The 21,204-nt window shown below is 69.3% G+C and carries 27 protein-coding genes and 1 pseudogene; 12 read left to right on the forward strand and 16 right to left on the reverse strand.

Features of this window, described 5'->3' with window-relative positions; translation table 11 throughout:
• Positions 1–95: 95 nt before the first annotated feature.
• Positions 96–1,322 (forward strand): APC family permease, encoded by a 1,227-nt coding sequence (locus FKR81_RS26705; protein WP_146355660.1) that lies wholly within the window; start codon positions 96–98, stop codon positions 1,320–1,322.
• On the opposite strand, the gene FKR81_RS26710 is transcribed toward FKR81_RS26705, so the two are convergent.
• From FKR81_RS26710 to FKR81_RS26730, 5 genes are all read right to left on the reverse strand, one after another.
• Positions 1,270–1,521, reverse strand: a complete 252-nt coding sequence (locus tag FKR81_RS26710; protein WP_146355662.1) for a hypothetical protein — start codon at positions 1,519–1,521, stop codon at positions 1,270–1,272. The genes FKR81_RS26705 and FKR81_RS26710 overlap by 53 nt on opposite strands.
• Positions 1,518–1,781, reverse strand: a complete 264-nt coding sequence (locus tag FKR81_RS26715) for a hypothetical protein (protein ID WP_146355664.1) — start codon at positions 1,779–1,781, stop codon at positions 1,518–1,520. Before FKR81_RS26715 ends, FKR81_RS26710 begins: the two co-directional genes overlap by 4 nt.
• Positions 1,782–1,826: 45 nt before the next feature.
• Positions 1,827–2,075 (reverse strand): hypothetical protein, encoded by a 249-nt coding sequence (locus FKR81_RS26720; RefSeq protein ID WP_146355666.1) that lies wholly within the window; start codon positions 2,073–2,075, stop codon positions 1,827–1,829.
• Positions 2,072–2,326 (reverse strand): hypothetical protein, encoded by a 255-nt coding sequence (locus FKR81_RS26725; RefSeq protein WP_146355668.1) that lies wholly within the window; start codon positions 2,324–2,326, stop codon positions 2,072–2,074. The genes FKR81_RS26720 and FKR81_RS26725 overlap by 4 nt, the downstream gene beginning before the upstream one ends.
• Positions 2,327–2,487: 161 nt before the next feature.
• Positions 2,488–2,769: a hypothetical protein gene (locus tag FKR81_RS26730; RefSeq protein WP_146355670.1), complete on the reverse strand. Its 282-nt coding sequence runs from the start codon at positions 2,767–2,769 to the stop codon at positions 2,488–2,490.
• Between the two features lie 124 nt (positions 2,770–2,893).
• Here FKR81_RS26730 and FKR81_RS26735 point away from each other — a divergent pair, with 124 nt between their 5' ends.
• Positions 2,894–3,982 carry a branched-chain amino acid aminotransferase gene (locus FKR81_RS26735; protein WP_146355672.1) on the forward strand — a complete coding sequence of 363 codons (1,089 nt, stop codon included), beginning with the start codon at positions 2,894–2,896 and terminating at the stop codon, positions 3,980–3,982.
• Here FKR81_RS26735 and cobS read toward each other — a convergent pair.
• The 3 genes and pseudogenes from cobS to cobU all read right to left on the reverse strand — a co-directional run bounded on the left by cobS (position 3,975) and on the right by cobU (position 6,573).
• On the reverse strand, positions 3,975–4,679 hold the full coding sequence (cobS, locus tag FKR81_RS26740; protein WP_146355674.1) for an adenosylcobinamide-GDP ribazoletransferase: 705 nt from the start codon (positions 4,677–4,679) through the stop codon (positions 3,975–3,977). The two genes, FKR81_RS26735 and cobS, sit on opposite strands and share 8 nt — an antisense overlap.
• A 317-nt stretch (positions 4,680–4,996) precedes the next feature.
• Positions 4,997–6,025: pseudogene (gene cobT, locus FKR81_RS26745) on the reverse strand (nicotinate-nucleotide--dimethylbenzimidazole phosphoribosyltransferase); the annotation flags it as partial.
• A gap of 8 nt (positions 6,026–6,033) precedes the next feature.
• Positions 6,034–6,573, reverse strand: a complete 540-nt coding sequence (cobU, locus tag FKR81_RS26750) for a bifunctional adenosylcobinamide kinase/adenosylcobinamide-phosphate guanylyltransferase (RefSeq protein ID WP_146355676.1) — start codon at positions 6,571–6,573, stop codon at positions 6,034–6,036.
• A 16-nt stretch (positions 6,574–6,589) separates the two neighbouring features.
• On the opposite strand from cobU, the gene FKR81_RS26755 reads away from it, so the two are divergent.
• On the forward strand, positions 6,590–6,790 hold the full coding sequence (locus FKR81_RS26755) for a hypothetical protein (RefSeq protein WP_146355678.1): 201 nt from the start codon (positions 6,590–6,592) through the stop codon (positions 6,788–6,790).
• Here FKR81_RS26755 and FKR81_RS26760 read toward each other — a convergent pair.
• Positions 6,765–7,175: a GNAT family N-acetyltransferase gene (locus FKR81_RS26760; RefSeq protein ID WP_146355680.1), complete on the reverse strand. Its 411-nt coding sequence runs from the start codon at positions 7,173–7,175 to the stop codon at positions 6,765–6,767. The genes FKR81_RS26755 and FKR81_RS26760 overlap by 26 nt on opposite strands.
• 176 nt (positions 7,176–7,351) lie before the next feature.
• On the opposite strand from FKR81_RS26760, the gene FKR81_RS26765 reads away from it, so the two are divergent.
• Complete coding sequence (locus tag FKR81_RS26765; protein ID WP_146355682.1) at positions 7,352–8,338, forward strand: aldo/keto reductase family protein; 987 nt, start codon at positions 7,352–7,354, stop codon at positions 8,336–8,338.
• Positions 8,339–8,598: 260 nt separating this feature from the next.
• Here the strand turns inward: FKR81_RS26765 and FKR81_RS26770 are convergent, their stop codons facing one another.
• Positions 8,599–9,231, reverse strand: coding sequence for a DUF3043 domain-containing protein (locus FKR81_RS26770; RefSeq protein ID WP_146355684.1), 633 nt, complete (start codon positions 9,229–9,231; stop codon positions 8,599–8,601).
• Between the two features lie 41 nt (positions 9,232–9,272).
• Between FKR81_RS26770 and FKR81_RS26775 the strand changes: the two genes are divergently transcribed.
• Positions 9,273–10,352, forward strand: coding sequence for a glycerate kinase family protein (locus FKR81_RS26775; protein WP_146355686.1), 1,080 nt, complete (start codon positions 9,273–9,275; stop codon positions 10,350–10,352).
• A 106-nt stretch (positions 10,353–10,458) separates the two neighbouring features.
• Positions 10,459–10,827, forward strand: coding sequence for a HesB/IscA family protein (locus FKR81_RS26780; RefSeq protein ID WP_146355688.1), 369 nt, complete (start codon positions 10,459–10,461; stop codon positions 10,825–10,827).
• Positions 10,828–10,890: 63 nt separating this feature from the next.
• Here the strand turns inward: FKR81_RS26780 and FKR81_RS43745 are convergent, their stop codons facing one another.
• On the reverse strand, positions 10,891–11,061 hold the full coding sequence (locus tag FKR81_RS43745; RefSeq protein ID WP_186763191.1) for a hypothetical protein: 171 nt from the start codon (positions 11,059–11,061) through the stop codon (positions 10,891–10,893).
• A 181-nt stretch (positions 11,062–11,242) separates the two neighbouring features.
• Between FKR81_RS43745 and FKR81_RS26785 the strand changes: the two genes are divergently transcribed.
• From FKR81_RS26785 to FKR81_RS26795, 3 genes are all read left to right on the forward strand, one after another.
• Entirely contained in the window at positions 11,243–12,172 is a 930-nt protein-coding gene (locus tag FKR81_RS26785; RefSeq protein ID WP_146355690.1) for a carbohydrate kinase family protein, read from the forward strand.
• 27 nt (positions 12,173–12,199) lie between these two features.
• Entirely contained in the window at positions 12,200–12,973 is a 774-nt protein-coding gene (locus tag FKR81_RS26790; protein ID WP_146355692.1) for a class I SAM-dependent methyltransferase, read from the forward strand.
• Positions 12,974–13,089: 116 nt separating this feature from the next.
• Positions 13,090–14,037, forward strand: a complete 948-nt coding sequence (locus tag FKR81_RS26795) for a hypothetical protein (RefSeq protein WP_146355694.1) — start codon at positions 13,090–13,092, stop codon at positions 14,035–14,037.
• Between the two features lie 37 nt (positions 14,038–14,074).
• On the opposite strand, the gene asnB is transcribed toward FKR81_RS26795, so the two are convergent.
• Positions 14,075–16,003, reverse strand: a complete 1,929-nt coding sequence (asnB, locus tag FKR81_RS26800) for an asparagine synthase (glutamine-hydrolyzing) (protein ID WP_146355696.1) — start codon at positions 16,001–16,003, stop codon at positions 14,075–14,077.
• 210 nt (positions 16,004–16,213) lie between these two features.
• Here asnB and ctaC point away from each other — a divergent pair, with 210 nt between their 5' ends.
• Positions 16,214–17,146 carry an aa3-type cytochrome oxidase subunit II gene (gene ctaC / locus FKR81_RS26805; protein WP_186763190.1) on the forward strand — a complete coding sequence of 311 codons (933 nt, stop codon included), beginning with the start codon at positions 16,214–16,216 and terminating at the stop codon, positions 17,144–17,146.
• An 18-nt stretch (positions 17,147–17,164) separates the two neighbouring features.
• Positions 17,165–17,581, forward strand: coding sequence for a cytochrome c oxidase subunit 4 (locus FKR81_RS26810; protein WP_146355698.1), 417 nt, complete (start codon positions 17,165–17,167; stop codon positions 17,579–17,581).
• A 52-nt stretch (positions 17,582–17,633) separates the two neighbouring features.
• Here FKR81_RS26810 and FKR81_RS26815 read toward each other — a convergent pair whose 3' ends face one another.
• The 4 genes from FKR81_RS26815 to FKR81_RS26830 all read right to left on the reverse strand — a co-directional run bounded on the left by FKR81_RS26815 (position 17,634) and on the right by FKR81_RS26830 (position 20,481).
• Positions 17,634–18,305, reverse strand: a complete 672-nt coding sequence (locus tag FKR81_RS26815) for a lysophospholipid acyltransferase family protein (protein WP_146355700.1) — start codon at positions 18,303–18,305, stop codon at positions 17,634–17,636.
• 264 nt (positions 18,306–18,569) lie between these two features.
• Positions 18,570–19,622, reverse strand: a complete 1,053-nt coding sequence (trpD, locus tag FKR81_RS26820) for an anthranilate phosphoribosyltransferase (RefSeq protein WP_146355702.1) — start codon at positions 19,620–19,622, stop codon at positions 18,570–18,572.
• Between the two features lie 10 nt (positions 19,623–19,632).
• Complete coding sequence (locus FKR81_RS26825) at positions 19,633–20,049, reverse strand: hypothetical protein (protein WP_146355704.1); 417 nt, start codon at positions 20,047–20,049, stop codon at positions 19,633–19,635.
• Between the two features lie 42 nt (positions 20,050–20,091).
• Positions 20,092–20,481, reverse strand: a complete 390-nt coding sequence (locus FKR81_RS26830) for a hypothetical protein (RefSeq protein ID WP_146355706.1) — start codon at positions 20,479–20,481, stop codon at positions 20,092–20,094.
• Positions 20,482–20,563: 82 nt separating this feature from the next.
• Here FKR81_RS26830 and ctaE point away from each other — a divergent pair, with 82 nt between their 5' ends.
• Positions 20,564–21,172, forward strand: a complete 609-nt coding sequence (gene ctaE / locus FKR81_RS26835; protein WP_146355708.1) for an aa3-type cytochrome oxidase subunit III — start codon at positions 20,564–20,566, stop codon at positions 21,170–21,172.
• Positions 21,173–21,204 lie beyond the last annotated feature (32 nt).

Consider the following 21,204-nt stretch of genomic DNA (forward strand, 5'->3'; position numbering starts at 1 on the left):
GCCGGTCCTCGTCGCAATCCGTAGTGATACACCCAATCAGCTCATCAACCGACCGGGTGGTTACCGCCGGCGAAACCATCTGCGACTGTGTACCGGTGACGCAAACGCCACGCGCCGTCGTCCTCGGCCTGACCGCGATGCTCGGCGCAGGTGTCTTCGCGGGATTCGCACCGGCCGCCGGCCTCGCGGGCTGGTGGTTCGTCCCCGCTCTGCTGCTCTCGGCGCTCGCGGCGCTGTGCTCGGCGTTCTCCACCGCCGAGCAGTCGCACGCACTCCCCGACGCGGGCGGCGGCTACGGCTACATCCGCACCCAGCTGGGCCCGTGGCCCGCGCGGCTCGGTGCCGCCGCGTACCTGCTCGGCCGGTTCGCGATGGCCGCCGCGATCGCCACGACGTTCGGCCGTTACGTGGTGCCGGACCACCCGGTGGCCGCGTCCGTCGGGCTCGTCGCGTTCACCGCGCTGCTGCTCGCCGCGGGTTTCCACTGGACGACCGGCCTGAGCTGGGGCGCGGTGTTCTTCGTGCTGGCCGCGCTGGCCGTCGTCGTCGTGTCGTGCTTCTCGATCGCACCCCCACAGGCGGTGACCACCTCCGGTAACCCGAACGAGCTCGTCGGCGTGGCGGGCCTGATGTTCGTCGCGTTCCTCGGCTTCGAGCGCATCACCGCTCCGCTCGCCGGTGAGCCGGTGCACTCGCCGCGCGTGCTGCGCGTCGCGATCCCGGTGACGATCGTCGGTTCGCTCGCGATCTACCTGACCGTCGGCGCGGCCGTGCACCGCCAGCTCGGCACGGACCGGCTGTCGCTGTCCGGCGCCCCGCTGCACGACGCGCTGATCGCGGCCGACGCGTACGCGCTGATGCCGGTCCTCCAGGCGGGCGCCGCCGTCGCCGGGCTGTCGTCGATGTACTTCGTGCTCGCCGGGACGCGCCGGACGATGACCGCGATGGTCGAGCACGGCGACCTGCCGACGTCGCTGTCGCGCGCACCCAGGTCCGTCGACGTGCTGGCCGCCGCGGCCGTGCTGGTCACGGTGCTGCTGATGCCGTTCACCGTCGCGCTGGGCGTGGCCGCGTGCGCGATGCTCTTCTACTACGCGTTCACGAACGCGTCCGCGCGGATCCTGCTGCAGGACGAGCGCACGTGGCCGATGCGCACGGCGTGCTTCGGGCTCGGCATCTCGGTGCTGCTCGCCATGAGCGTGCCCGTGCCCGCGCTGCTGACCACGATCGTCGGGCTCGGCGTGGGCACCGGTTTGTTCGGACTCATCGCTAGAGCAGCAAAACCATCAGTGCGAACAGGTCCCACGCTACGAGCGACATGACGCGGTCGCGGTTGCCCAGCTCGTCCCGCTTGTCGAACCAGGCGAAGATCAGCAGCGGGGTGACGGCCGCCGCGACGAGCAGCCCGCTGATCTCCCCGTGAGTCCAGCCCGCCAGCACGGCCGCGCCGCCGCCGAGGGTGAGCAGCGCGGACTCGACGAACAGCGGCGCGCCGCCTTCCGGCGGCCTCTCGAGGCTCAACGCCCGTACAGGAACAGCAGCACCGTCCCCGTGGTCAGCAGCGCGAGCAACAAGAGCCGGCCGAAACCGGGCGGCCCGTAGTTCTCCCGTCCGCGCGCCCACTGCCAGAAGAACGTTCCGACGATCATCCCGCAGACGATCAGCCCACCGACGTCTTCACCGCCCCAGCCCCACAGCATCAGCGCCCCGCCGCCGAGCGTGAGCAACGAGGCCTCGGTGAACAACTTGACGTCAGCGCCCGTGGACTTGTCCCGGCCCATCCTCGGACCGTAGCCCGGTGATCATGCCCGGACCAGGGTCGCCCGTCACGTGACCAGCAGGATGAACACCGCCAGCAGATCCCACGCCACGAGCCACCCGAGGCTGCCGATCGACACCGGCGTCTTCCGCTTCCCGAGCCACCAGACGGCGTAGACGAACGTGACGAGCCCGGCGACGCCGAGTGCGTCATCGGCCCAGCCGATCATCATGATCGTCCCGATGCCGACCGTCAGCAGCGCCGCCTCCACCGCGAGCCGCCAGCCGGGGGTGCTCTGCGTCTCGACTTCCGTCATCCCCACACCACGAGCACGAGTGCCAGCACGACGATCAGCACGCCGAGGCAGCCGAGCCGCCGGTTGGTGACCGCGAAGTTCTCCCGCAGCCCGAACCAGACGCCGAGCAGCACGCCCAGCGGGACGAAGGCCGCGATGATCAGCCCGGCGCCGCCGCCGACCACCCAGCCGTCGAGCAGGATCAGGCCGCAGGCCAGTGGAACCAGCGCGGCTTCGGCGAACAGCCGGGCGTCCGTCCCCTTCTCAGTCACGCCTGCGAACCTAGGTACGTGCGCCACACCCGGACCACACTCGCGCGGTGGTGACGGTCAGGCCTGTGCCTGTGCCTAGGACGCGGCCGTGCTCGCGCAGGGGTCCCCGCTCGGGGGCACCCTAGATCCATTCTCCCAGGCAGCACCGACAATTCCGGGCGCTAGCGGTTCGCGAGAAAAACGATCAAGGTCATGCCGGAGTAGATGGCGTACCAGACGACGGCGCCGGTGCTGGGCCCGGTGACCTCGCCCTTCTTCTTCGCCTCGTTCCGCATCGACCAGAGGAACAGGTAGAAGACGCCCACCATCATCGCCGAGCCCACCAGGCCGACCACGCCGCCGAGCGCCAACCCGGCCAGCAGCGTGAGCCCGGAGCCCAGCACCAGCAGTGCCGCGTTCAGCAGGACGCGGACGTCCGCGGCGGTCGATTTCTCCTCACTCATGAGGGCACACCCTAGTTCCCGATCTTGCCGGCGGTCTGCGGAACGCCTCAGTCCGCATTAGTAGGACGTCCGAGTATTGGGATCGCGATTTTCCGTACGGCCATCCGGGCATTACCGTGCACACATGACGACGTCGTTGCCTTTCACCCGGACCCCCAACCCGCAGCCGGAGACCCCGGAGCGCGTTGCGGAGGTACTCGAGAAGCCGGGCTTCGGGCAGCACTTCACCGACCACATGGTGACGATTCGTTGGAACCGGGAGCAGGGCTGGCACGACGCTGTCGTCGGCCCGTACGGCTCGTTGCAGCTGGATCCCGCCGCGATGGTGCTGCACTACGGCCAGGCGATCTTCGAAGGGCTCAAGGCCTACCGCCAGCCCGACGGATCGATCGCGTCCTTCCGACCTGAGGCGAACGCCGCGCGCTTCCGCGCGTCGGCCCGCCGCATGGCCATGCCGGAACTCCCCGACGAGCTCTTCCTCGAGTCGGTCCGCGAGCTCATCGCGATCGACGAGCGGTGGGTGCCCACCGCCGACGAGGAGTCGCTCTACCTGCGTCCCTTCATGTTCTCCACGGAGAAGGGCCTCGGCGTGCGGCCCGCCAAGGAGTACATCTACGTCCTGATCGCGTCCCCCGCGGGCTCCTACTTCGCCGGCGGCATCAAGCCGGTGAGCGTGTGGCTGTCCACCGAGTACGTCCGCGCGGCGCCCGGTGGCACCGGTGCGGCGAAGTTCGCGGGCAACTACGCCGCGTCCCTCGTCGCGCAGGCGCAGGCCGCCGAGAAGGGCTGCGACCAGGTCGTGTGGCTCGACGCGATCGAGCGCCGCTGGGTCGAGGAGATGGGCGGGATGAACCTGTTCTTCGTCTTCGGCGACAAGGTGATCACGCCCGAGCTGACCGGCACGCTGCTGCCCGGCATCACCCGCGACTCGCTGCTGAGTCTCGCGAAGGACCTCGGCTACTCGGTCGAGGAACGCCGGGTGTCCACTGAGGAGTGGGAGAAGAAGGCCGAGTCCGGTGAGCTCACCGAGGTCTTCGCCTGCGGCACCGCCGCGGTCATCACGCCCGTCGGCCACGTGAAGCACGCGGGCGGCGAGTTCTCGGTGTCCGAGGGCAAGACCGGCGAGCTGACCATGAAGCTGCGCGAGCGGCTGACCGGCCTCCAGCACGGCCACGTCGCCGACGAGCACGGCTGGATGACCAAGCTCAGCTGAGCACGACCAGCACCACGAGAGTCGAGAGTTCGGCGGCAGCACCGAGAACGTCCCCGGTGATGCCGCCGAACCGCTTCCGGGTGTGCTTCACCAGCAGCACGACGACCGCCAGCGCGAGCACGACCGCGACCGGCCCGCGCACACCGAGGTAGAGCGACGCGCACGCCAGCCCGAGCCACCACACCGCGACCACCCAGTGCGGCTGCGAGCCCGCCACGAGCGCGCCCAGCCCCTCCGGCCGCGCCGCGGGCACACCGCGCAGGCAGCACACGCCGAACGCCGCGCGTCCGGCCGTCAGCGCCAGCACGACCGCTTCCCAAGGCGCAGAAGGCAAAGCGACCGCCTGCGCACCCAGCACGACGATCAGCGTGACCACCGCGAACGGTCCCGCTCCACCGTCCTTCATGACCTCCAGCGCGCGCTCCGGCGGCCCGTAGCAACCGAGCCCGTCCGCCGTGTCGGCCAGCCCGTCGAGGTGCATGCCGCGCGTCACCAGCGCGAGCACCCCCACCGTCAGGAACCCGGCCAGCAACGGCGGGACGTCCAGTTGCGACAGTCCGAAGAGGATCGCGGAGGCGAACCCGCCCAGCAGCAGTCCGACGGCCGGCGCCCAGTACAACGCGCGGCGGGCAGCCGTGCCGTCGACCTCACCGACGCGGACGGGCAGGATCGTCAGCCACGACAGCGCGAGGCGCATCAGTCCCTGTCCGCGTCGCCGGACTGCTGCTCAGCGTCAGCCGCTGCCCCAGGTCCAGCCGCTGCCCCAGCGCTGGTCCCGGCCCCAGTCCCAGTCGCAGCGTTGGTCTCAGCCCCAGCTCCTGCCCTGGGTCCGGCTTCAGCGTCAGGTCCGGCCTCAGCTTCGGCTCCAGCCGCAGTTGCAGCGTTGGTCCCAGTCCCAGTCCCAGTCCCAGTCCCAGTCGCAGCGTTGGTCCCAGCCCCGGCCTCGGCTCCAGGTCCAGCGTCGGCTCGAGCCTCAGCCTCCGGTGCCGCCTCAGCCTCGGCCGCACCGGCCTTGCCCGAGACGCCCGCGCTGTCGAACGTCGCCATCTCGGCGAGCAGCTTCGTCGCCGCGGTCAGCAGCGGCAGCGCCGCCACCGCGCCCGAGCCCTCGCCGAGCCGCATGTCGAACTCCAGCAGCGGCTTCAGCGACAGGTGCGCCAGCGCGATCGCGTGCGCGGGCTCGGCGGACTGGTGCCCGGCGACCCACCACTCGCGCGCACCCGGCGCGAGCTCCTCGGCGACGACCGCGGCCGCGCCGACGACGACGCCGTCCAGCACGACCGGCGTGCGCCGCACAGCCGCCTGCGCGAGGAAACCGGCCATGGCCGCGATGTCCGGGCCGCTGGCGGTCGCGAGCAGCGCGATCGGGTCGCTGATGGTCAGCCGGGCCCGGCGCAGCGCGTCGCGGATCGCCGCGGTCTTGCGCATCCACGCCTGGTCGTCGATGCCGGTGCCGCGGCCGACGACCGCCACCGGCTCGGAGCCGGTGAGCGACGCGATCAGCACGGCCGACGGCGTCGTGTTGCCGATGCCCATGTCGCCGGCGACGAGCACGTCGGCGCCGCCGTCGACCTCCTCGTCCGCGACCTGGCGCCCGGCGGCGATCGCGGCCTCGCACTCCTCGCGGGTCATCGCGTCCTCGCGGTCGATCGACCCCGAGCTCCGCCGGACCTTGAGGTCGCCGACGGGCGTGTCGCCGTCGACGGACATGTCGACCACGCGCACCGTGGCGCCCGCGACCTGCGCCAGCACGTTCACCGCCGCGCCGCCGGTCAGGAAGTTCTGCACCATCTGCCCGGTGACCTCGCTCGGGAACGCCGAGACACCGTGCCGCGCGACACCGTGGTCGCCGGCGAACACCACGACGCGCGGCCGCACGAACGGCTTCGGCGGGCACACGCCCTGGCACGCCGCGACCCAGTTGCCCAGCTCCTCGAGCCTGCCGAGCGAGCCGACCGGCTTGGTCAGCACCGACTGGCGCACCTCGGCTTCGCGGGCGACGGCCTCGTTCGGCGGCTCGACCGGCGGGAACTCCGTGGTCACCTGTGCTCCTAACGCAGTCGCAGTGGGATGCCCGCGACGAGGAGCAGCACCTCGTCGCACACCTCGGCGAGCCGTGCGTTCAGCGAACCGAGGTGATCTCGGAAGAGCCTGCCAGAGTGGGTGCTGGGCACCACGCCGAGGCCGACCTCAGCGGACACCAGCACGAGCCGCGTCCGGCAGGCCGTGACCGCGCTCAGCAGCGCGTCGACCTCCCGTTCGACCAGCTCGAAGCCGTGCCCCTCCCACGCGCCCGCGTCGTCCAGCGCGCCGACCAGCCACGTCGACAGGTCGTCCACCAGGATCGACGGGTCCTCCGGCCGCGTCGCGGTGAGCAACGCGGGCAGGTCGCCGGGCGCGGGCGCCTCGACCGTGTGCCAGCCTGCGGGCCTGCGCGCGACGTGCCGGGCGATGCGCGCGTCCCAGTCCGGGTCGTCCGGGTAGCGGCGCGATGTTGCGACGTACGTCACCGCAGGGTCGGTGAGCAGGCCTTCCGCGTGCGCGGACTTCCCAGAACGGGCTCCGCCGAGCACCAGAGTTCGTCGGGTCACGAGTTAGCCTTCGCTCATGGAGTTCCGTTGGCGGTACCAGGATGCACAGGGCCGCGAGGTCGTCGGTCCCGAGGTGGCCTTCGCCGACCAGGCCGAGGCCGAGGAGTGGTTCAGCGCCACCTGGCAGGACCTGCTCGACAGCGGCGTCGAACAGGTGACGCTGCTGTGCTCGGAGTCCGAGGTGTACGGACCTATGAGCCTGAGCCCGTCTGCCTGATGCCCCTCGGTCTGAAGACCATGCCGTTGACGCGCTGGAAGCCGAACCGCTCGTAGAACGGGACGACGTCGTCGTCGCAGACCACGTCGATGCTGTAGACCCCGCCGATCTCGCCGACGACGCGCCGCACCAGAGCGCCGCCGATGCCCTGCCACTTGTACTTCGGCAGCACCTCCAGCAGCGGCAGGTAGGCGGAGAACACGCCGTCCGACAGCGCCGTGACGAACCCGACGACGCGGTCGCCGTCGAACGCCAGCACCGCGTGTTGCGCGTGTTTCAGCAGCTCAACGTGCGCCTGCGGCGACGGTGGCGACGGCCAGCCGACGAAGAACCCGGTCAGCTGGTCCGGCCGCAGGTCATCTGGGACGCCCGCATAACGGATCACGGTGCTCGACGATACCCAATGGTCGTTAGCCAGACGAACGACTAGCGGCGATCCGGCGAACAGTTGACTGTCGACAGTTGGCAGGCATCGCCGGCCGCGCCCGTTGTCGACTGCCAACTGTTGACATCTCCGTCAGTTCATTAGCAAGCCGAACGAGTTCGAGTTAGTCTTCGAGCATGGAGTTCCGACGTCTCGGCCGCAGCGGCTTGAACATCAGTGAGATCTCGTACGGCAACTGGCTGACCCACGCGTCGCAGGTCGAAGAGGACCAGGCGCACGCCTGCGTGAAGGCCGCGCTCGACGCCGGCATCACGACCTTCGACACCGCCGACGTGTACGCCAACACGGCGGCCGAGTCGGTTCTCGGCCGTGCGCTCAAGGGCGTGCGCCGCGAGTCCATCGAGGTGCTGACCAAGTCGTACTGGCCGACGGGCCCTGGCGGCCCCAACGACCGCGGCCTCGGCCGCAAGCACATCATCGAGTCGGCCAACGCGTCGCTCCAGCGGCTGCAGACCGACTACCTCGACCTCTACCAGGCGCACCGCTTCGACCACAGCGTGCCGCTCGAGGAGACGATGCTCGCCTACAGCGACCTCGTCCGTCAGGGCAAGGTGCTGTACATCGGTGTGTCCGAGTGGACCGCCGAGCAGATCGCCCGCGGTGCCGCACTGGCCCGCGAGCTGAAGGTGCCGTTCATCTCGCACCAGCCGCAGTACTCGATGCTGTGGCGCGTCATCGAGTCCCAGGTCGTGCCGACCTGCGAGCGCGAGGGCATCAGCCAGATCGTGTTCTCGCCGATCGCGCAGGGCATCCTGACCGGCAAGTACCTGCCGGGCGCCGAGCTGCCTTCGGGTTCGCGCGCCGCCGACGAGCGCGGCTCGCGGATGATCTCCCGCTGGATGCGCGACGACGTGCTGACCGCCGTCCAGGGCCTCAAGCCGCTGGCCGCCGAGGCCGGCCTCACGATGGCCCAGCTCGCGGTCGCGTGGGTGCTCCAGAACCCGAACGTCGCGTCCGCGATCATCGGCGCCTCCCGCCCCGAGCAGGTGCGGGAGAACGTCAAGGCCGTTGGCGTGAAGCTGGACGCCGACCTGCTGAAGAAGATCGACGAGGTGCTCGACGGCGTCGTCACCGACGACCCGAGGCTGACCGCCGAGGGCTGATCCGCGGAGGAGGCGCTCCGACCATCAGCCGGGGCGCCTCCACCCGAGCTAGTACCCCACTCGCGCGATTCGAGCACATCTCGGTCCGCGCACCGCGACTGTCAGAGTGCGTCGCTACCCTCGGATTCGGGGGGAATCCCCGGCCCCCAAGGGGGAGTGTGAGGTCCCCACTCCAAGCGTATCGCCGAGCACCGACAATCCCGGCCACCCACATGATCAACTCACGCCCGCGGCTGCAGCCGCGGGCGTCGTCGTCGGTGCTACTTGACCGCGTCGCCAGGGGAGACGCGCGGCTTCGGGACGCGGAGCCTGCGCAGCTGGCTGGCCCGGATGAACGAGTACCAGCCGATCGAGATGCCCTTGATCGGCTCGGTCGGGAACTTCTCGCGCACCCGCTTGGTGACGAGCCTGCCGAGGACGAAGCCCTCGACGACCATCGCGAGCAGCATGAACGTCGTCGCCAGCGTCGCGTACTGCTGCACCGCGATCGACGGCGTCAGCAGCGCGACGAACACGAGGATCGCCAGCGGCATGAAGAGGCCCATGAGGTTGCGCCGCGAGTCGACGACGTCGCGGATGTAGGCCTTGACCGGACCGCGGTCGCGCGGCAGCAGGTACTTGTCGTCACCCGCGAGCATGCGCTTGCGGCGCTCGGTCGCGGCGGCGCGGCGCTCTTCCTTGTTCACCTTGCTCCCGCGCATGCGCTTGAACGCCTCGCGCTGGGTGCGCGGAGGCGGGGGCACCGGGCCGGAGCGCCGGCCCTGTGCTTCGCGCCGCTTCGGCGTGGGCTTGCCCTTGCCCTGGGTGTGGCCCTTTTCGAGCGGTGGAGCCAGTTCCGCCTCGGTCTCGGCGGTCTCGCTGGCTTCGGCGGAATTACGGCGCAGGAACCTCACGCGCACAAGGGTATGACAGGGGCATCTGTACCTTTCGCGAGGTGCGCGTACTCATCGCTCCCGACTGCTTCGGCGGCACGCTCACCGCCCGCGAGGCGGCCGACGCCATCGCCTCCGGCTGGCACTCCGCCAAGCCGGACGACCACCTGGTGCTGCGACCGCTCGCCGACGGCGGCCCCGGTTTCGTCGACGTCCTGCACGCCTCGCTCGGCGGCGACGTGCACGTCACGACAGTGACCGGCCCGCTCGGCACGCCCGTCGAAGCACGCTGGCTCACGCACGACGGCACCGCGTACGTCGAGTCCGCCGAGGCCTGCGGGCTGCACCTCGTGCCCGCTGACCAGCGCGCACGCGTGTGCGAGACGACGACCACGCGCGGCGTCGGCGAGTTGCTGCTGGCGGCTCGGGCCGCAGGCGTCCACACGATCGTCGTCGGGCTGGGCGGCTCGGCCACGACGGACGGCGGCGCGGGCCTGTTTGAAGCTCTCGATCATGACCCCGCGGGGGTACCCCCCACTTCCAGCCTACCGACGAGCACCGACAATTCCGGTGCGCTGATCGGGAGTTGTCCACAGCTCGTCGCGGCATCCGATGTCGAGAACCCGCTGCTCGGCCCCCACGGCGCCGCCCACACGTTCGGTCCCCAGAAGGGCGCCTCCCCGGAGGCGGTGGAACGCCTGGAGCAACGACTGGCCGGCATGGAACGCCTGGAAGCGGTCAAGGACCAACCGGGCGCGGGCGCGGCGGGCGGCCTGGGCGCGGCACTGCTGTCGCTGGGCGCGACGGTCACCTCGGGAGCCGGATTGGTACGCGACCTGACCGGGCTCGACACCGCACTCGACACCGTCGACGTCGCCGTCACGGGCGAAGGCAGCTTCGACTGGCAGTCGCTGCGCGGCAAGCTCGTCACCACGGTCGCAGCCGGAGCCGCCCACCGCGGCCTGCCGTGCGTGGTGCTGGCCGGACAGGTCAGCGTCGGCAGGCGGGAAGCCGCGTCAGCAGGGGTGCAGGACGCGTACTCGGTGTCCGAGCACGCCGGGTCGACCGAACGATCGCTCGCCGAACCGGGGCCGACGCTCGAAGCGCTGGCCGCGCACGTCGCGCGGCAGTGGTCCACGTGACGTTCGACAAGCACGCGTGCTGTGGGACCATGGGAACTGGAACAAAGCGGGGTACGCCCGTGTTAGACAGGGGCGAACGCCCGCATGAGGACCTCCGAGGAGAGCCATGACGACCGCTCAGGACGCCGCTTCGAACGCGGAGACGCAGACCCACGGCGTGACGCTGACCGAGGCTGCCGCCGTCAAGGCGAAGGCGCTGCTCGACCAGGAGGGCCGCGATGACATGCACCTCCGCATCGCCGTCCAGCCCGGTGGCTGCGCTGGTCTGCGCTACCAGCTGTTCTTCGACGAGCGCACGCTCGACGGTGACCTCTTCCGCGACTTCAACGGCATGAAGGTCGCCGTGGACCGGATGAGTGCGCCGTACGTCGAGGGCGCCAGCATCGACTTCGTGGACACCATCGAGAAGCAGGGTTTCACGATCGACAACCCGAACGCGGGCGGCTCGTGCGCCTGCGGCGACTCGTTCCACTAGGTCATCTGCAACGCGGAAAGGCCGCGATCCTGAGTGAGGATCGCGGCCTTTCGCGTGTGCGAGCTACACGAATGCGTCCAGGCCTTCGACCTGGCGCATGCACGCTTCGTCGACGTGCCAGGCCGCTGCCGCACGAGGTTGGGGCAGCGGGTGCTCCGGATGGGTGACCGCGAACGGGATCTGCGCACAGTCCTCGATCAGTTCGGTCATCGTGGTCGCGTCGGGAATGGTCACGACCTGACCGTAAGTCGGCGCTCTGACCTGCGGTAGGCCTACCAAACGGTAGTGTTCGAGAGTCAGCCTTCCGGGCGAGCGGCCGGACCGGTAAACCTTGTTGAACAACTTTCACAATTTGGAATGGGAGGGCCGCCTGGTGCCCGTCGCTGTCTGCGGAAGCATCGCAACCGACCACCTGATGCACTTTCCGGGCAGATTCGCCGAGCAGCTGGTCGCCGACCGCCTCGACCGGATCTCGCTGAGCTTCCTCGTCGACGACCTGGTGGTGCGGCGCGGCGGCATCGGCGCGAACATCGCGTTCGGCCTCGGTGTGCTCGGCCGGCGGCCCATCCTGGTCGGCGCCGTCGGCGAGGACTTCGACGACTACCGCTCGTGGCTCGAGCGGCACGGCGTCGACACCTCCGGCGTGCACGTCTCCGAGGTCGCGCACACCGCCCGGTTCGTCTGCACCACGGACGACGACATGTGCCAGATCGCGTCGTTCTACGCGGGCGCCATGGCCGAGGCCCGGCTCATCGAGCTCGCCCCGATCGCCCGCGAAGGCCTGGAGCTGGTCCTGATCAGCCCGGACGACCCGCAGGCGATGCTGCGCCACGCCGACGAGTGCCGTCAGCGCGGCTACGACTTCGCCGTCGACCCGTCGCAGCAGCTCGCCCGCATGGACGGCGCGCAGGCCCGCGCGTTCGTCGAGGGCGCGAAGTACCTGTTCAGCAACGACTACGAGTGGGAGCTGCTGCTCCAGAAGACCGGCTGGACCGAGCAGGACGTGCTCGCCCGCGTCGGCATGCGCGTCACCACGCTCGGCGAGAAGGGCGTCGAGATCGTCGACGCCAACGGCCTCGCGCTGCAGATCCCGGCGGTCGCCGAGGTTGCGAAGACCGACCCGACGGGCGTCGGCGACGGCTTCCGCGCGGGCTTCCTCGCCGGCGTGTCCGGCGGGCTCGGCCTCGAACGCGCCGCGCAGCTCGGCTCGCTGATCGCGGTGCTCGTGCTCGAGACCGTGGGTACGCAGGAGTGGGTGCTGGACCGCGCTGCTGCCATCGCACGCATCAGTGAGGCGTTCGGCCCAGAGGCCGCGGCGGAGATCGCCGGGGTGCTTCCAGCCTGACCCTGATCCACGGCATGATCAGGTGACATGGGGAAGTACTTGTTCGGCAACACCGGGGCGTTGCTGGAATCGCAGTTCGACGCGCTCAGCGGACTGCTCGATGCGGGGACGTTCGCCCGCATCGAGCAGCTCGAACTGCCTGACCGCGCGCGCTGCCTCGAAATCGGCGGCGGAGGCGGCTCGGTCACCGAGTGGCTCTCCGACCTCGTCGGCCCGAACGGCCACGTCACGGCCACCGACCTCGACGTCGAACGCCTCGCGCCGCTGGAACGGGACAACGTCACCGTGCTCCAGCACGACGTGGTCCGGGACGTGCTGCCAGAGAACGCGTTCGACCTGGTGCACTCCCGGCTCGTGCTGATCCACCTGCCCGAGCGCGAAGCCGTGCTGCGCAAGCTCGCTCGCGCGCTGCGGCCGGGCGGCTGGCTCGTGCTCGACGAATTCGCCTGCTCGCCGCAGCACGTGCTCGCGGCACCGTCCGACGCCGACACCGAGCTGATCATGATCATGAAGGCCCGCCTGCTCGGACTGCTGGAACAGGCGGGCGCCGAGATCGACTGGGGCAACCGGATCGAACGCCTCCTGCGCGAAGCGGGCCTGCGCGACGTCGGCGGGGTGCGCGAGATCGAGGAGTGGAAGGGCGGCTCACCCGGCTGCCGGCTGATGGCCACCACCGCGCTGCAGACGCGGGCCAGGAGCGGCGCGTCCCCGGCCGAGCTCGACCGCTACCTGGAACTCATGGCCGACCCCTCGGTCGTCCTGTCCGGGTACGCGATCTGCTCGGCTTGGGGCCGCCGCTGAGCAAGGTCGTGAGTGATTAGGAGGCCTATAGCACTCCCAATCACTCACGACCCGGTTATCCACAGGTTCGAGATTGACCCTGACACGACCGTTCGGACCTGATCACGCTGGTCTGCATGGGGGATCACTTCGACGAGTGCGGGCTTGCCACCACGTGGCAGCTGCGGGTGAACGGTGTCACGAAGGACTTCATCGAGGCGCAGGTGGCGGCTCAGCGTTGGCAGCGGGTTACCCGGGGCGTCTACGCGTGTTTCACCGGACCTTTGCCTCGACAAACCAGACTCGCTGCCGCGCTCCTGTACGCGGGACCGCTGTCCGTCCTCAGCCACCAGACCGCGGCCGAGGAGTGGGGGATCCTGCGGATCGATGAAGACCGGCCTGTGCACGTCACGGTTCCTTACACATGCTCGGCTGTCTCGTGCCTCCCGCTCGTGCAGTTGCACCGTTCGCGCGCATTCCGCTACATCGGTGTCGGGACAGACCTGTTGCCGCGTACGACGAGCGTGGTGACGGTCGTCGATCTCGCGGTCGCGGAGACCTCCCCGGACGAGGCGATGCGCTCACTCATAGCGCTTGCCAACCGAGCACACGTGACCGTCTGGCAGCTGCTGAACCAACTCGCAGTCCGTCCGCCGTATCGGTATCGCGCAGTGCTGAAGGAAGCGGTGGGCCACTTCGCTCGAGGTGTGACCTCGGCACTGGAATACGAGTACATGTCCGAAGTGGAGATGGCGCACCGACTTCCTGCGGGGCAACGCCAAACGCCGTTCGCCGTGGATGGACGCACGTTGTACGAGGACGTCACCTACGACAACATCGGGGTGCGGCTGACCGTTCGGTTGGACGGCAAGGAGCACCACTCGGTCCGGGGCGTGGCTTTCCGGGATCGGCGACGTGACAACGCTGCTGAGCTCCAAGGCCGCGCGCGGCTCGTCTACGGCTGGCACGACGTGCACAGCAATCCGTGCGAGGTCGCGCGAGAAGTGCTGACCGTCCTGCGCCGTGAAGGATGGAACGGGCCCGTCACAACGTGTTCCCGCTGCTCAGGGCTCGTGAGTGATTAGGAGGCCTATTGCACTCCTAATCACTCACGAGCGTCTGTCAGAGCTTCACCGGGTAGTGCGGCTCGGGCACGACCGGGTGGATGCGGCCCTCGACGAAGATGCCGTGCCAGATCATGAACACCAGCAGCGCCCAGATGCGGCGGCTGTGGTCCAGGATCCCGGACCGGTGCTCCTCGATGAGCCGCAGCACGGCGTTCTTGTCGATGTACTGGTCGGTCTGCGACGAGCGCACGATGCCGACCGCCCAGTCGTGCATCTCGTCCTTCAGCCAGTGCCGGATCGGTACCGGGAAGCCGAGCTTGCGGCGGTTCAGCACGTGCGCGGGCACGATGTCGCGGATCGCCTTGCGCAGCGCGAACTTCGTCGTGTCCTTGGTGATCTTCAGCTCGGACGGGATCTGCGACGCGATCCGGAACACCTCGGGGTCGAGGAACGGCACGCGCAGCTCGAGCGAGTTCGCCATGGTCATCTTGTCGGCCTTGACCAGGATGTCGCCGCGCAGCCACGTGAACAGGTCGACGTGCTGCATGCGCGTCACCGGGTCCCAGTGCTCCGACTCGCGGTACGCCTGGGCCGTCGCGTCCATGTGCGACACAGCGGGGTCGTACGTGCGCAGCACCTGGCGCAGCTGGTCGTCCAGGAAGATGCGCGCGTTGCCGTAGTAGCGCTCCTCCAGCGTCAGCGCGCCGCGGCGCAGCAGGTCCTTGCCGCGCACGCCCTGCGGGATCTTGGTCGAGACCTTGCCCATCGCCTTGCGCAGCGCACCCGGCACCTTCTCGAACGGCGCCAGCGACAGCGGCTCGCGGTAGATCGTGTAACCGCCGAACAGCTCGTCCGCGCCCTCACCGGACAGCACGACCTTCACGTGCTGACGCGCCTCGCGCGCGATGAACCACAGCGGCACCAGCGCCGGGTCCGCCACCGGGTCGTCGAGGTACCACGTGATCAGCGGCAGGGAGTCCATCATCTCCTGCGCGGTGACCGTGCGGACCACGTGCTTCACGCCGATCAGCGCCGCGGACTCGGCCGCGACGTCCACCTCGGAGAAGCCCTGGCGCTCGAAACCCGTCGTGAACGTGATCAGGTCCGGGTTGTGCTCCTTGGCCAGCGCCGCGACGACCGTCGAGTCGATGCCGCCGGACAGGAACGAGCCGACCGTCACGTCCGCGCGCATGTGCTTGGCGACCGAGTCGCGCAGCGCCTCGGTGATCTCGTCGTACAGCGCGTCGGCCTCGGCCTCGCTGCGCACCGTGCGGATCTTGAACGACGCCGGGAAGTACCGCTCGGTCGTCACCTTGCCGCCGGGCGTGATGGTGAACGACGTGCCGGACTCGATGCGGCGCACGGTGTCGTGCAGCGACGCGGGCTCCGGCACGTACTGCAGCGTCAGGTAGTGCTGCAGCGCCTTGCGGTCCATCTGCAGCTGGATGCCGAGCGTGCTCGCGAGCTCCAGCACGCTCTTCTTCTCGCTGGAGAACGCCGTGCCGTTCGGGCCCGTCGCGTAGTAGAGCGGCTTGATGCCGAACGGGTCCCGTCCGCCGAACACCATCGAGCGCTCGGAGTCCCAGATCAGGAACGCGAACATGCCTCGCAGCCGGGTGATCGCGGCCGGGCCGAGGTAGTGGTAGGCGGCGACGATCGTCTCGGTGTCACCGTCGGTCGCGAAGCGAGCGCCGTACTTCTCGGTCAGCTCCGCGCGCAGCTCGAGGTAGTTGTAGATCTCACCGTTGAAGTTGATCGTGTACCGGCCGGGAGCCTCCGGCGGGCCCCAGTGCAGGGGCTGGTGGGAGTGCTCGATGTCGATGATCGACAGGCGGTTGAAGCCGAACACGACCTCGCTGCCGTGCCAGGTCCCGTGCTCGTCGGGGCCGCGGTGCCGCTGGCAGCGCATCGCGGAGTCGACGGCCGCGCGCGCGACCTCAGCCTCGTTCTCGGTGGGGCTGACCAGTCCTACCAGGCCGCACAAGGCGATCGCACCTCTCGACGTATCCGTTTCGGGGACGTACGGGGAAGAGCCCAGTATGCCGGGGGCCTGTTGTGTGACCGAAACTGCACTCGGCGGGCCTGCCCCCAAGGGGTGTGCCGGGTTGCGCTGGGCTACGCTCCCGCATGATCCGGCAAGGAGGAAGTAGCCCCCTTGCCTGCGAGCTTTCGGTAAACGAGGAGGCGGCGAGCAGTGGGCCTGAAGGAGGGCACCAGGGCTACCCGGCTGGCGAAGACCGCCGGGCTGGTCGGCCTGGTCGGGATCGGGGCCACCGGTTGCTCCACGGATGAGGTCCTGCGCTTCGGCTGGCCGGTGGCCGTCACGCCGCAGGGCGAGCAGATGCGCGAGCTGTGGACGTGGTCCGTGATCGCCGCGCTCGTCGTCGGCGTCATCGTGTGGGGCCTGATCCTGTGGTCGGTGGCGTTCCACCGCAAGAAGTCCGAGGAACTGCCGCGCCAGACGGCCTACAACCTGCCGTTGGAGCTCGTGCTCATCGTCGTGCCGACGGTGATCGTGGCGGTGCTGTTCTACTTCACCGCGGTGACGCAGAACGACGTCCTCAAGAAGACCGGGAACACCGACGTCACGGTCGACGTGATCGCGTTCCAGTGGAACTGGGAGTTCCAGTACCCGGAGCACAAGACTTCCGACGGCCAGACCGTCAGCACGCTGGGCACCTCCACGGAGATCCCGCTGCTGGTCGTGCCCGCTGGCCAGTCGATCCGCTTCAACCTGAAGTCGACCGACGTCATCCACTCGTTCTTCGTCCCCGAGTTCCACTTCAAGCGGGACGTCTTCCCCGAGGCGAAGAAGAACAACCAGGACGACGCGTTCGAGATCACCTCGATCGACCGTCCGGGCGCGTTCGTCGGTCGCTGCGCCGAGCTGTGCGGCTCCTACCACTCGGTGATGAACTTCGAGGTCAGGGCGCTGCCGAAGGCGGACTGGGACAAGTACATCAACCTGCGCGAGCAGACGAACGACAAGACCGGCAAGGCCTACACGGCGGCCGAGGCGCTCGCCGAGGTGAACTGCCCCGACTGGTGCTCGCCTCTCGCCACCACGACCACGCCGTTCAACACGGATCGGACCGCCCGCGAGGCGTCCGGTTCGGGCAACAAGTGATCCGGGAGGTTTGACGAGATGAAGATCGAAGCCCGGATTTTCGACCTGGTCATGGGATTCTCGTTCCTGATGGCCGTCGTGTACGGCTACTGGACGTGGGCGGACACCAAGGCGGTGGAGCCGACCGGCACCGTCGCACTGGCGCTGACCGGTGGTCTGGCCCTGATCGTGGGCACGTACTTCCGCTTCGTCGCCCGCCGCATCGAGGTCCGTCCCGAGGACAACCCCGAGGCCGAGGTGGCCGACGGTGCTGGTGACCTGGGCTTCTTCAGCCCCGGCAGCTACTGGCCGATCGGTCTCGCGGCCGCCGCCGCGACCGCGGGCATCGCCATCGCCTTCTGGCAGATCTGGCTGCTCGTGATCGGCGTCGTGATCCTGCTGATCATGATCGGTGGCCTCGTGTTCGAGTACCACACGGGCCCCGACCACAACTGATCATCACGTTCGATGAAGAGGGGCGCTCCGCGGAGCGCCCCTCTTTCGCGTCTCAGGCCGCGACAGCCGACTTCTGGTAGGCGTCGACGTACTCCTGGCCCGACAGGTCCAGGATCCGGTAGATGATCTCGTCGGTGACGCTGCGCAGCACCGGCAGCGAGTCCTGCATGCCGTCGTACCGCGAGAAGTCCAGCGGCTGGCCGAACCGGATCGTCACCGGCACGATGCGCGGAAGGACCTTGCCGACCGGCTGCACCTTGTCCGTGCCGATGATGCCGACCGGCACCACCCGCGCGCCCGTCTCCAGCGCCATGCGCGCCACACCGGTGCGACCGCGGTGCAGTTTCCCGTCCAGCGACCGGGTGCCCTCGGGGTAGATCGCGAACGCGCCACCGTCGTTCAGCACCTGGTTCGCGGTGTCGAGCGAGTCGCGCGCCGCCCGCCCCTGGCCGCGCAGGACCGGGATGTGGCCGAGCGAGCTGAAGAACCACCTGCTCAGCGCACCCTTCACGCCCGTGCCGGTGAAGTACTCGGCCTTCGCCAGGAAGCTGACGCGGCGCGGGATCACCATCGGGATGACGATGCTGTCGATGAACGACAGGTGGTTCGGGGCGAGGATGACCGGGCCATCCTTGGGGACGTTCTCCAGGCCCTCGACGGTCGGGCGGTAGATCAGCCTGGCCGTGGGGGCGACGACGTGCCGCATCACCGGGTAGAGGACCATGCGTCAAGCATCCCAAATCCCCATTGCGGTGCCGTTACTACGTGGCGCGGATCTCCGGACCCGTTCGGCTCAACACCGTCGTCCGTCGACGAACAGGGCGTGCCTCCGCAGGGAGCAATCCGATCACCCCGGCCGTGCTTTCGCAGGCGTCCCCGCCGGGGGAACCCCTGATTTCAGCATCCCACGCGACACCGACAGTTCCGGCCCGCCAGCGACCAGTTCAAGCCCGATCCGCGCGGTGAACGGGCCGTTCACCGCAGCCCCTCACGAAGCCGAAGCGGCCTTGATCTCCGTCGACAGCGCGGCCCACCGCGCCAGCAGCTCACCGGAGGCGCCGGAGTCGATCGCCGCGGCAGCCCGCCCGAGAGCGGCCCCCATGTCCGCGTGCAGGTCCCCGGACAACCCGGTGTGCGCCGCGATGGCCCCGGCCGCGTTCACGAGCACCGCGTCCCGCACGGACCCGGTCTTCCCGGCCAGCAGGTCCCGCACGACCTCCGCGTTGTAGGCGGCGTCGCCGCCCCGCAGGTCCTCCGCGGACGCAGCCGAGATCCCGAGCACCGAAGGATCGATCCGGTCGGTGCGCACGACACCGCCGTCAGCGATCCACACGGACGTGGTCGTCGTCGTGGTGATCTCGTCCATCCCGTCGTCACCGTGCACGACGAGCGCGGTGTGCCCCCGCCGCGCGAACACCCCCGCGATCAACGGCGCCGCGGGCTTCCGCGCGCACCCGATCAGCCCGACGGTGGTCTGCGCCGGGTTGGTCAGCGGGCCGAGCAGGTTGAACGACGTCGGAATGCCGATCTCCCGGCGCGGCGCACCCGCGTGCCGGAAACCGGGGTGGAAGACCGGGGCGAAGCAGAACCCGATGCCGATCGCCTCGACGGTCCGCGCGACGCCCTCCGGCGGCAGGTCGATCGCGACGCCCAGCGCCTCGAGCACGTCGGCCGTCCCGCACTTCGACGACGCGGCTCGGTTGCCGTGCTTCACCACGGGCACGCCGGCCGCCGCGGTGACGATCGAGGCCATCGTCGAGATGTTGACCGAATTGGAATGGTCGCCGCCGGTGCCGACGATGTCGGTCGCGCGCACGTCCACGGTGAAGCGGCGCGCGTGCTGGAGCATCATCGTCGCGAGGCCGTCGATCTCCTCCGGCGTCTCACCCTTGGCGCGCAGCGCGACCGCGAACGCGGCGAACTGCGCGGGGGTGGCCGCACCGGACATGATCTGGTCCATCGCCCATGCGGTGTCGTCCTCGGAGAGGTCGACGCGGTCGATCAGCTGGTTCAGCAGCCTGGGCCATGTGCGGTCGCCCATCGCGCGCGCCTCAGCCTTGGGCGGAGACAACGGTGCTGCCGGTCGAGCGCAGCACCTCGGCCACGGTCTCGGCAGCGGCCAGCGGGTCGAGGGGGTGCACGAGCACCGCGTCGGCCTGCGACCACGTCGCCAGCCAGCGGTCGTCCTTGCGACGGACCGCGACGATGATCGGCGGGCAGTTGGTGATCTCGTTCTTCAGCTGGCGCGAGAGACCCATGCCGCCGGTCGGCTGCGCCTCGCCGTCGAGGATCAGCAGGTCGATGCCGCCGCCGTCCACCTCTTGCAGGACCTCGGCGATGGTGCCCGACTCGACGTAGTCCACCTTGCCCAGGTCGAGTGCGGGACGACGGCCGACCGCAGTGATGATCGTCTCACGCACCTCGGGCCGGTGGCTGAACACCAGGATCTTCGTGGTCTGCGTGCTCATCTGCGCGATCCTCCGCGTCTAGTGACCAAGGTCGCGCCGATGTTATCGGGCCGGTTGCAGCGCATCCCAGCCGAGGGCTTCGCCACCGAGCCGCTGGGCGAGGCTCGCCATTCTGGAACGTTCCTGAGCGCAGTGCAGCGCGTCCAGTTTCTGCACGCGCACAGCGTGCAGCGGCGAGCCGTCGAGCACCGTCCAGTCGTCCGGCGCCAGCAGCTCGCGGGCGCGCTCTACCTGGTCAGCGGGCAGCGACAGGTGGTGACGCAACACCGCGAGCTCGTCGGGACGCCAGTCAGGGGAACGCGCGAGCACCGCCGAGTCCGCCTCGGCGGGGTCGAACGCCGACGCCACCACGACCAGGTCGGGGGAGTCGATCGTGAGCTCTGGTTCCCGTTCCCGTGACAGCAGATCGCGCAACCGGCCTAGCAATCCCACTCGACGTTCACCCTCCGTGTGACCCAGGCGACCCAAGATCTGCCCCGGACCCGATGGGCGGAGCAAAAAACCGCAAGCAATAATGCGTCCCGTGACAACGGCAGCGCCTTCCATCGGCCAGCGCGTGCACTCGCTGAACCGCCCGAACATGGTCAGCGTCGGCACGATCGTCTGGCTGTCCAGCGAGCTCATGTTCTTCGCTGGCCTCTTCGCCATGTTCTTCACGGTGAAGGCCCAGAACGAAGGAGAATGGCCGCCTCACCCGACAGAGCTGAACATCCCGTACGCGTCGTTCTTCACGATCATCCTCGTGGCGTCGTCGTTCACCTGCCAGTGGGGCGTCTTCGCCGCTGAGCGGGGCGACGTCTTCGGGCTGCGTCGCTGGTACATCGTGACGCTGATCATGGGTGCGATCTTCGTCGGCGGCCAGGCGGGCGAGTACTTCAACCTGGTGCACGAGGGGACGACCATCCCGGGCTCGGCCTACGGAACGGTCTTCTACCTGACCACCGGCTTCCACGGTCTGCACGTCATCGGCGGTCTGGTCGCGTTCTGCTTCCTGCTGGTCCGCACGAAGCTGAGCAAGTTCACGCCGGCACAGGCCACGTCCGCGATCGTCGTGTCGTACTACTGGCACTTCGTCGACGTCGTCTGGATCGGCCTGTTCGCCATCATCTACATCGTGCCCTGACCCAGCCCGCACGACCCTCCCGAACTGACACA

Source organism: Lentzea tibetensis (assembly GCF_007845675.1).
In the GTDB taxonomy this organism is placed as follows: domain Bacteria; phylum Actinomycetota; class Actinomycetes; order Mycobacteriales; family Pseudonocardiaceae; genus Lentzea; species Lentzea tibetensis.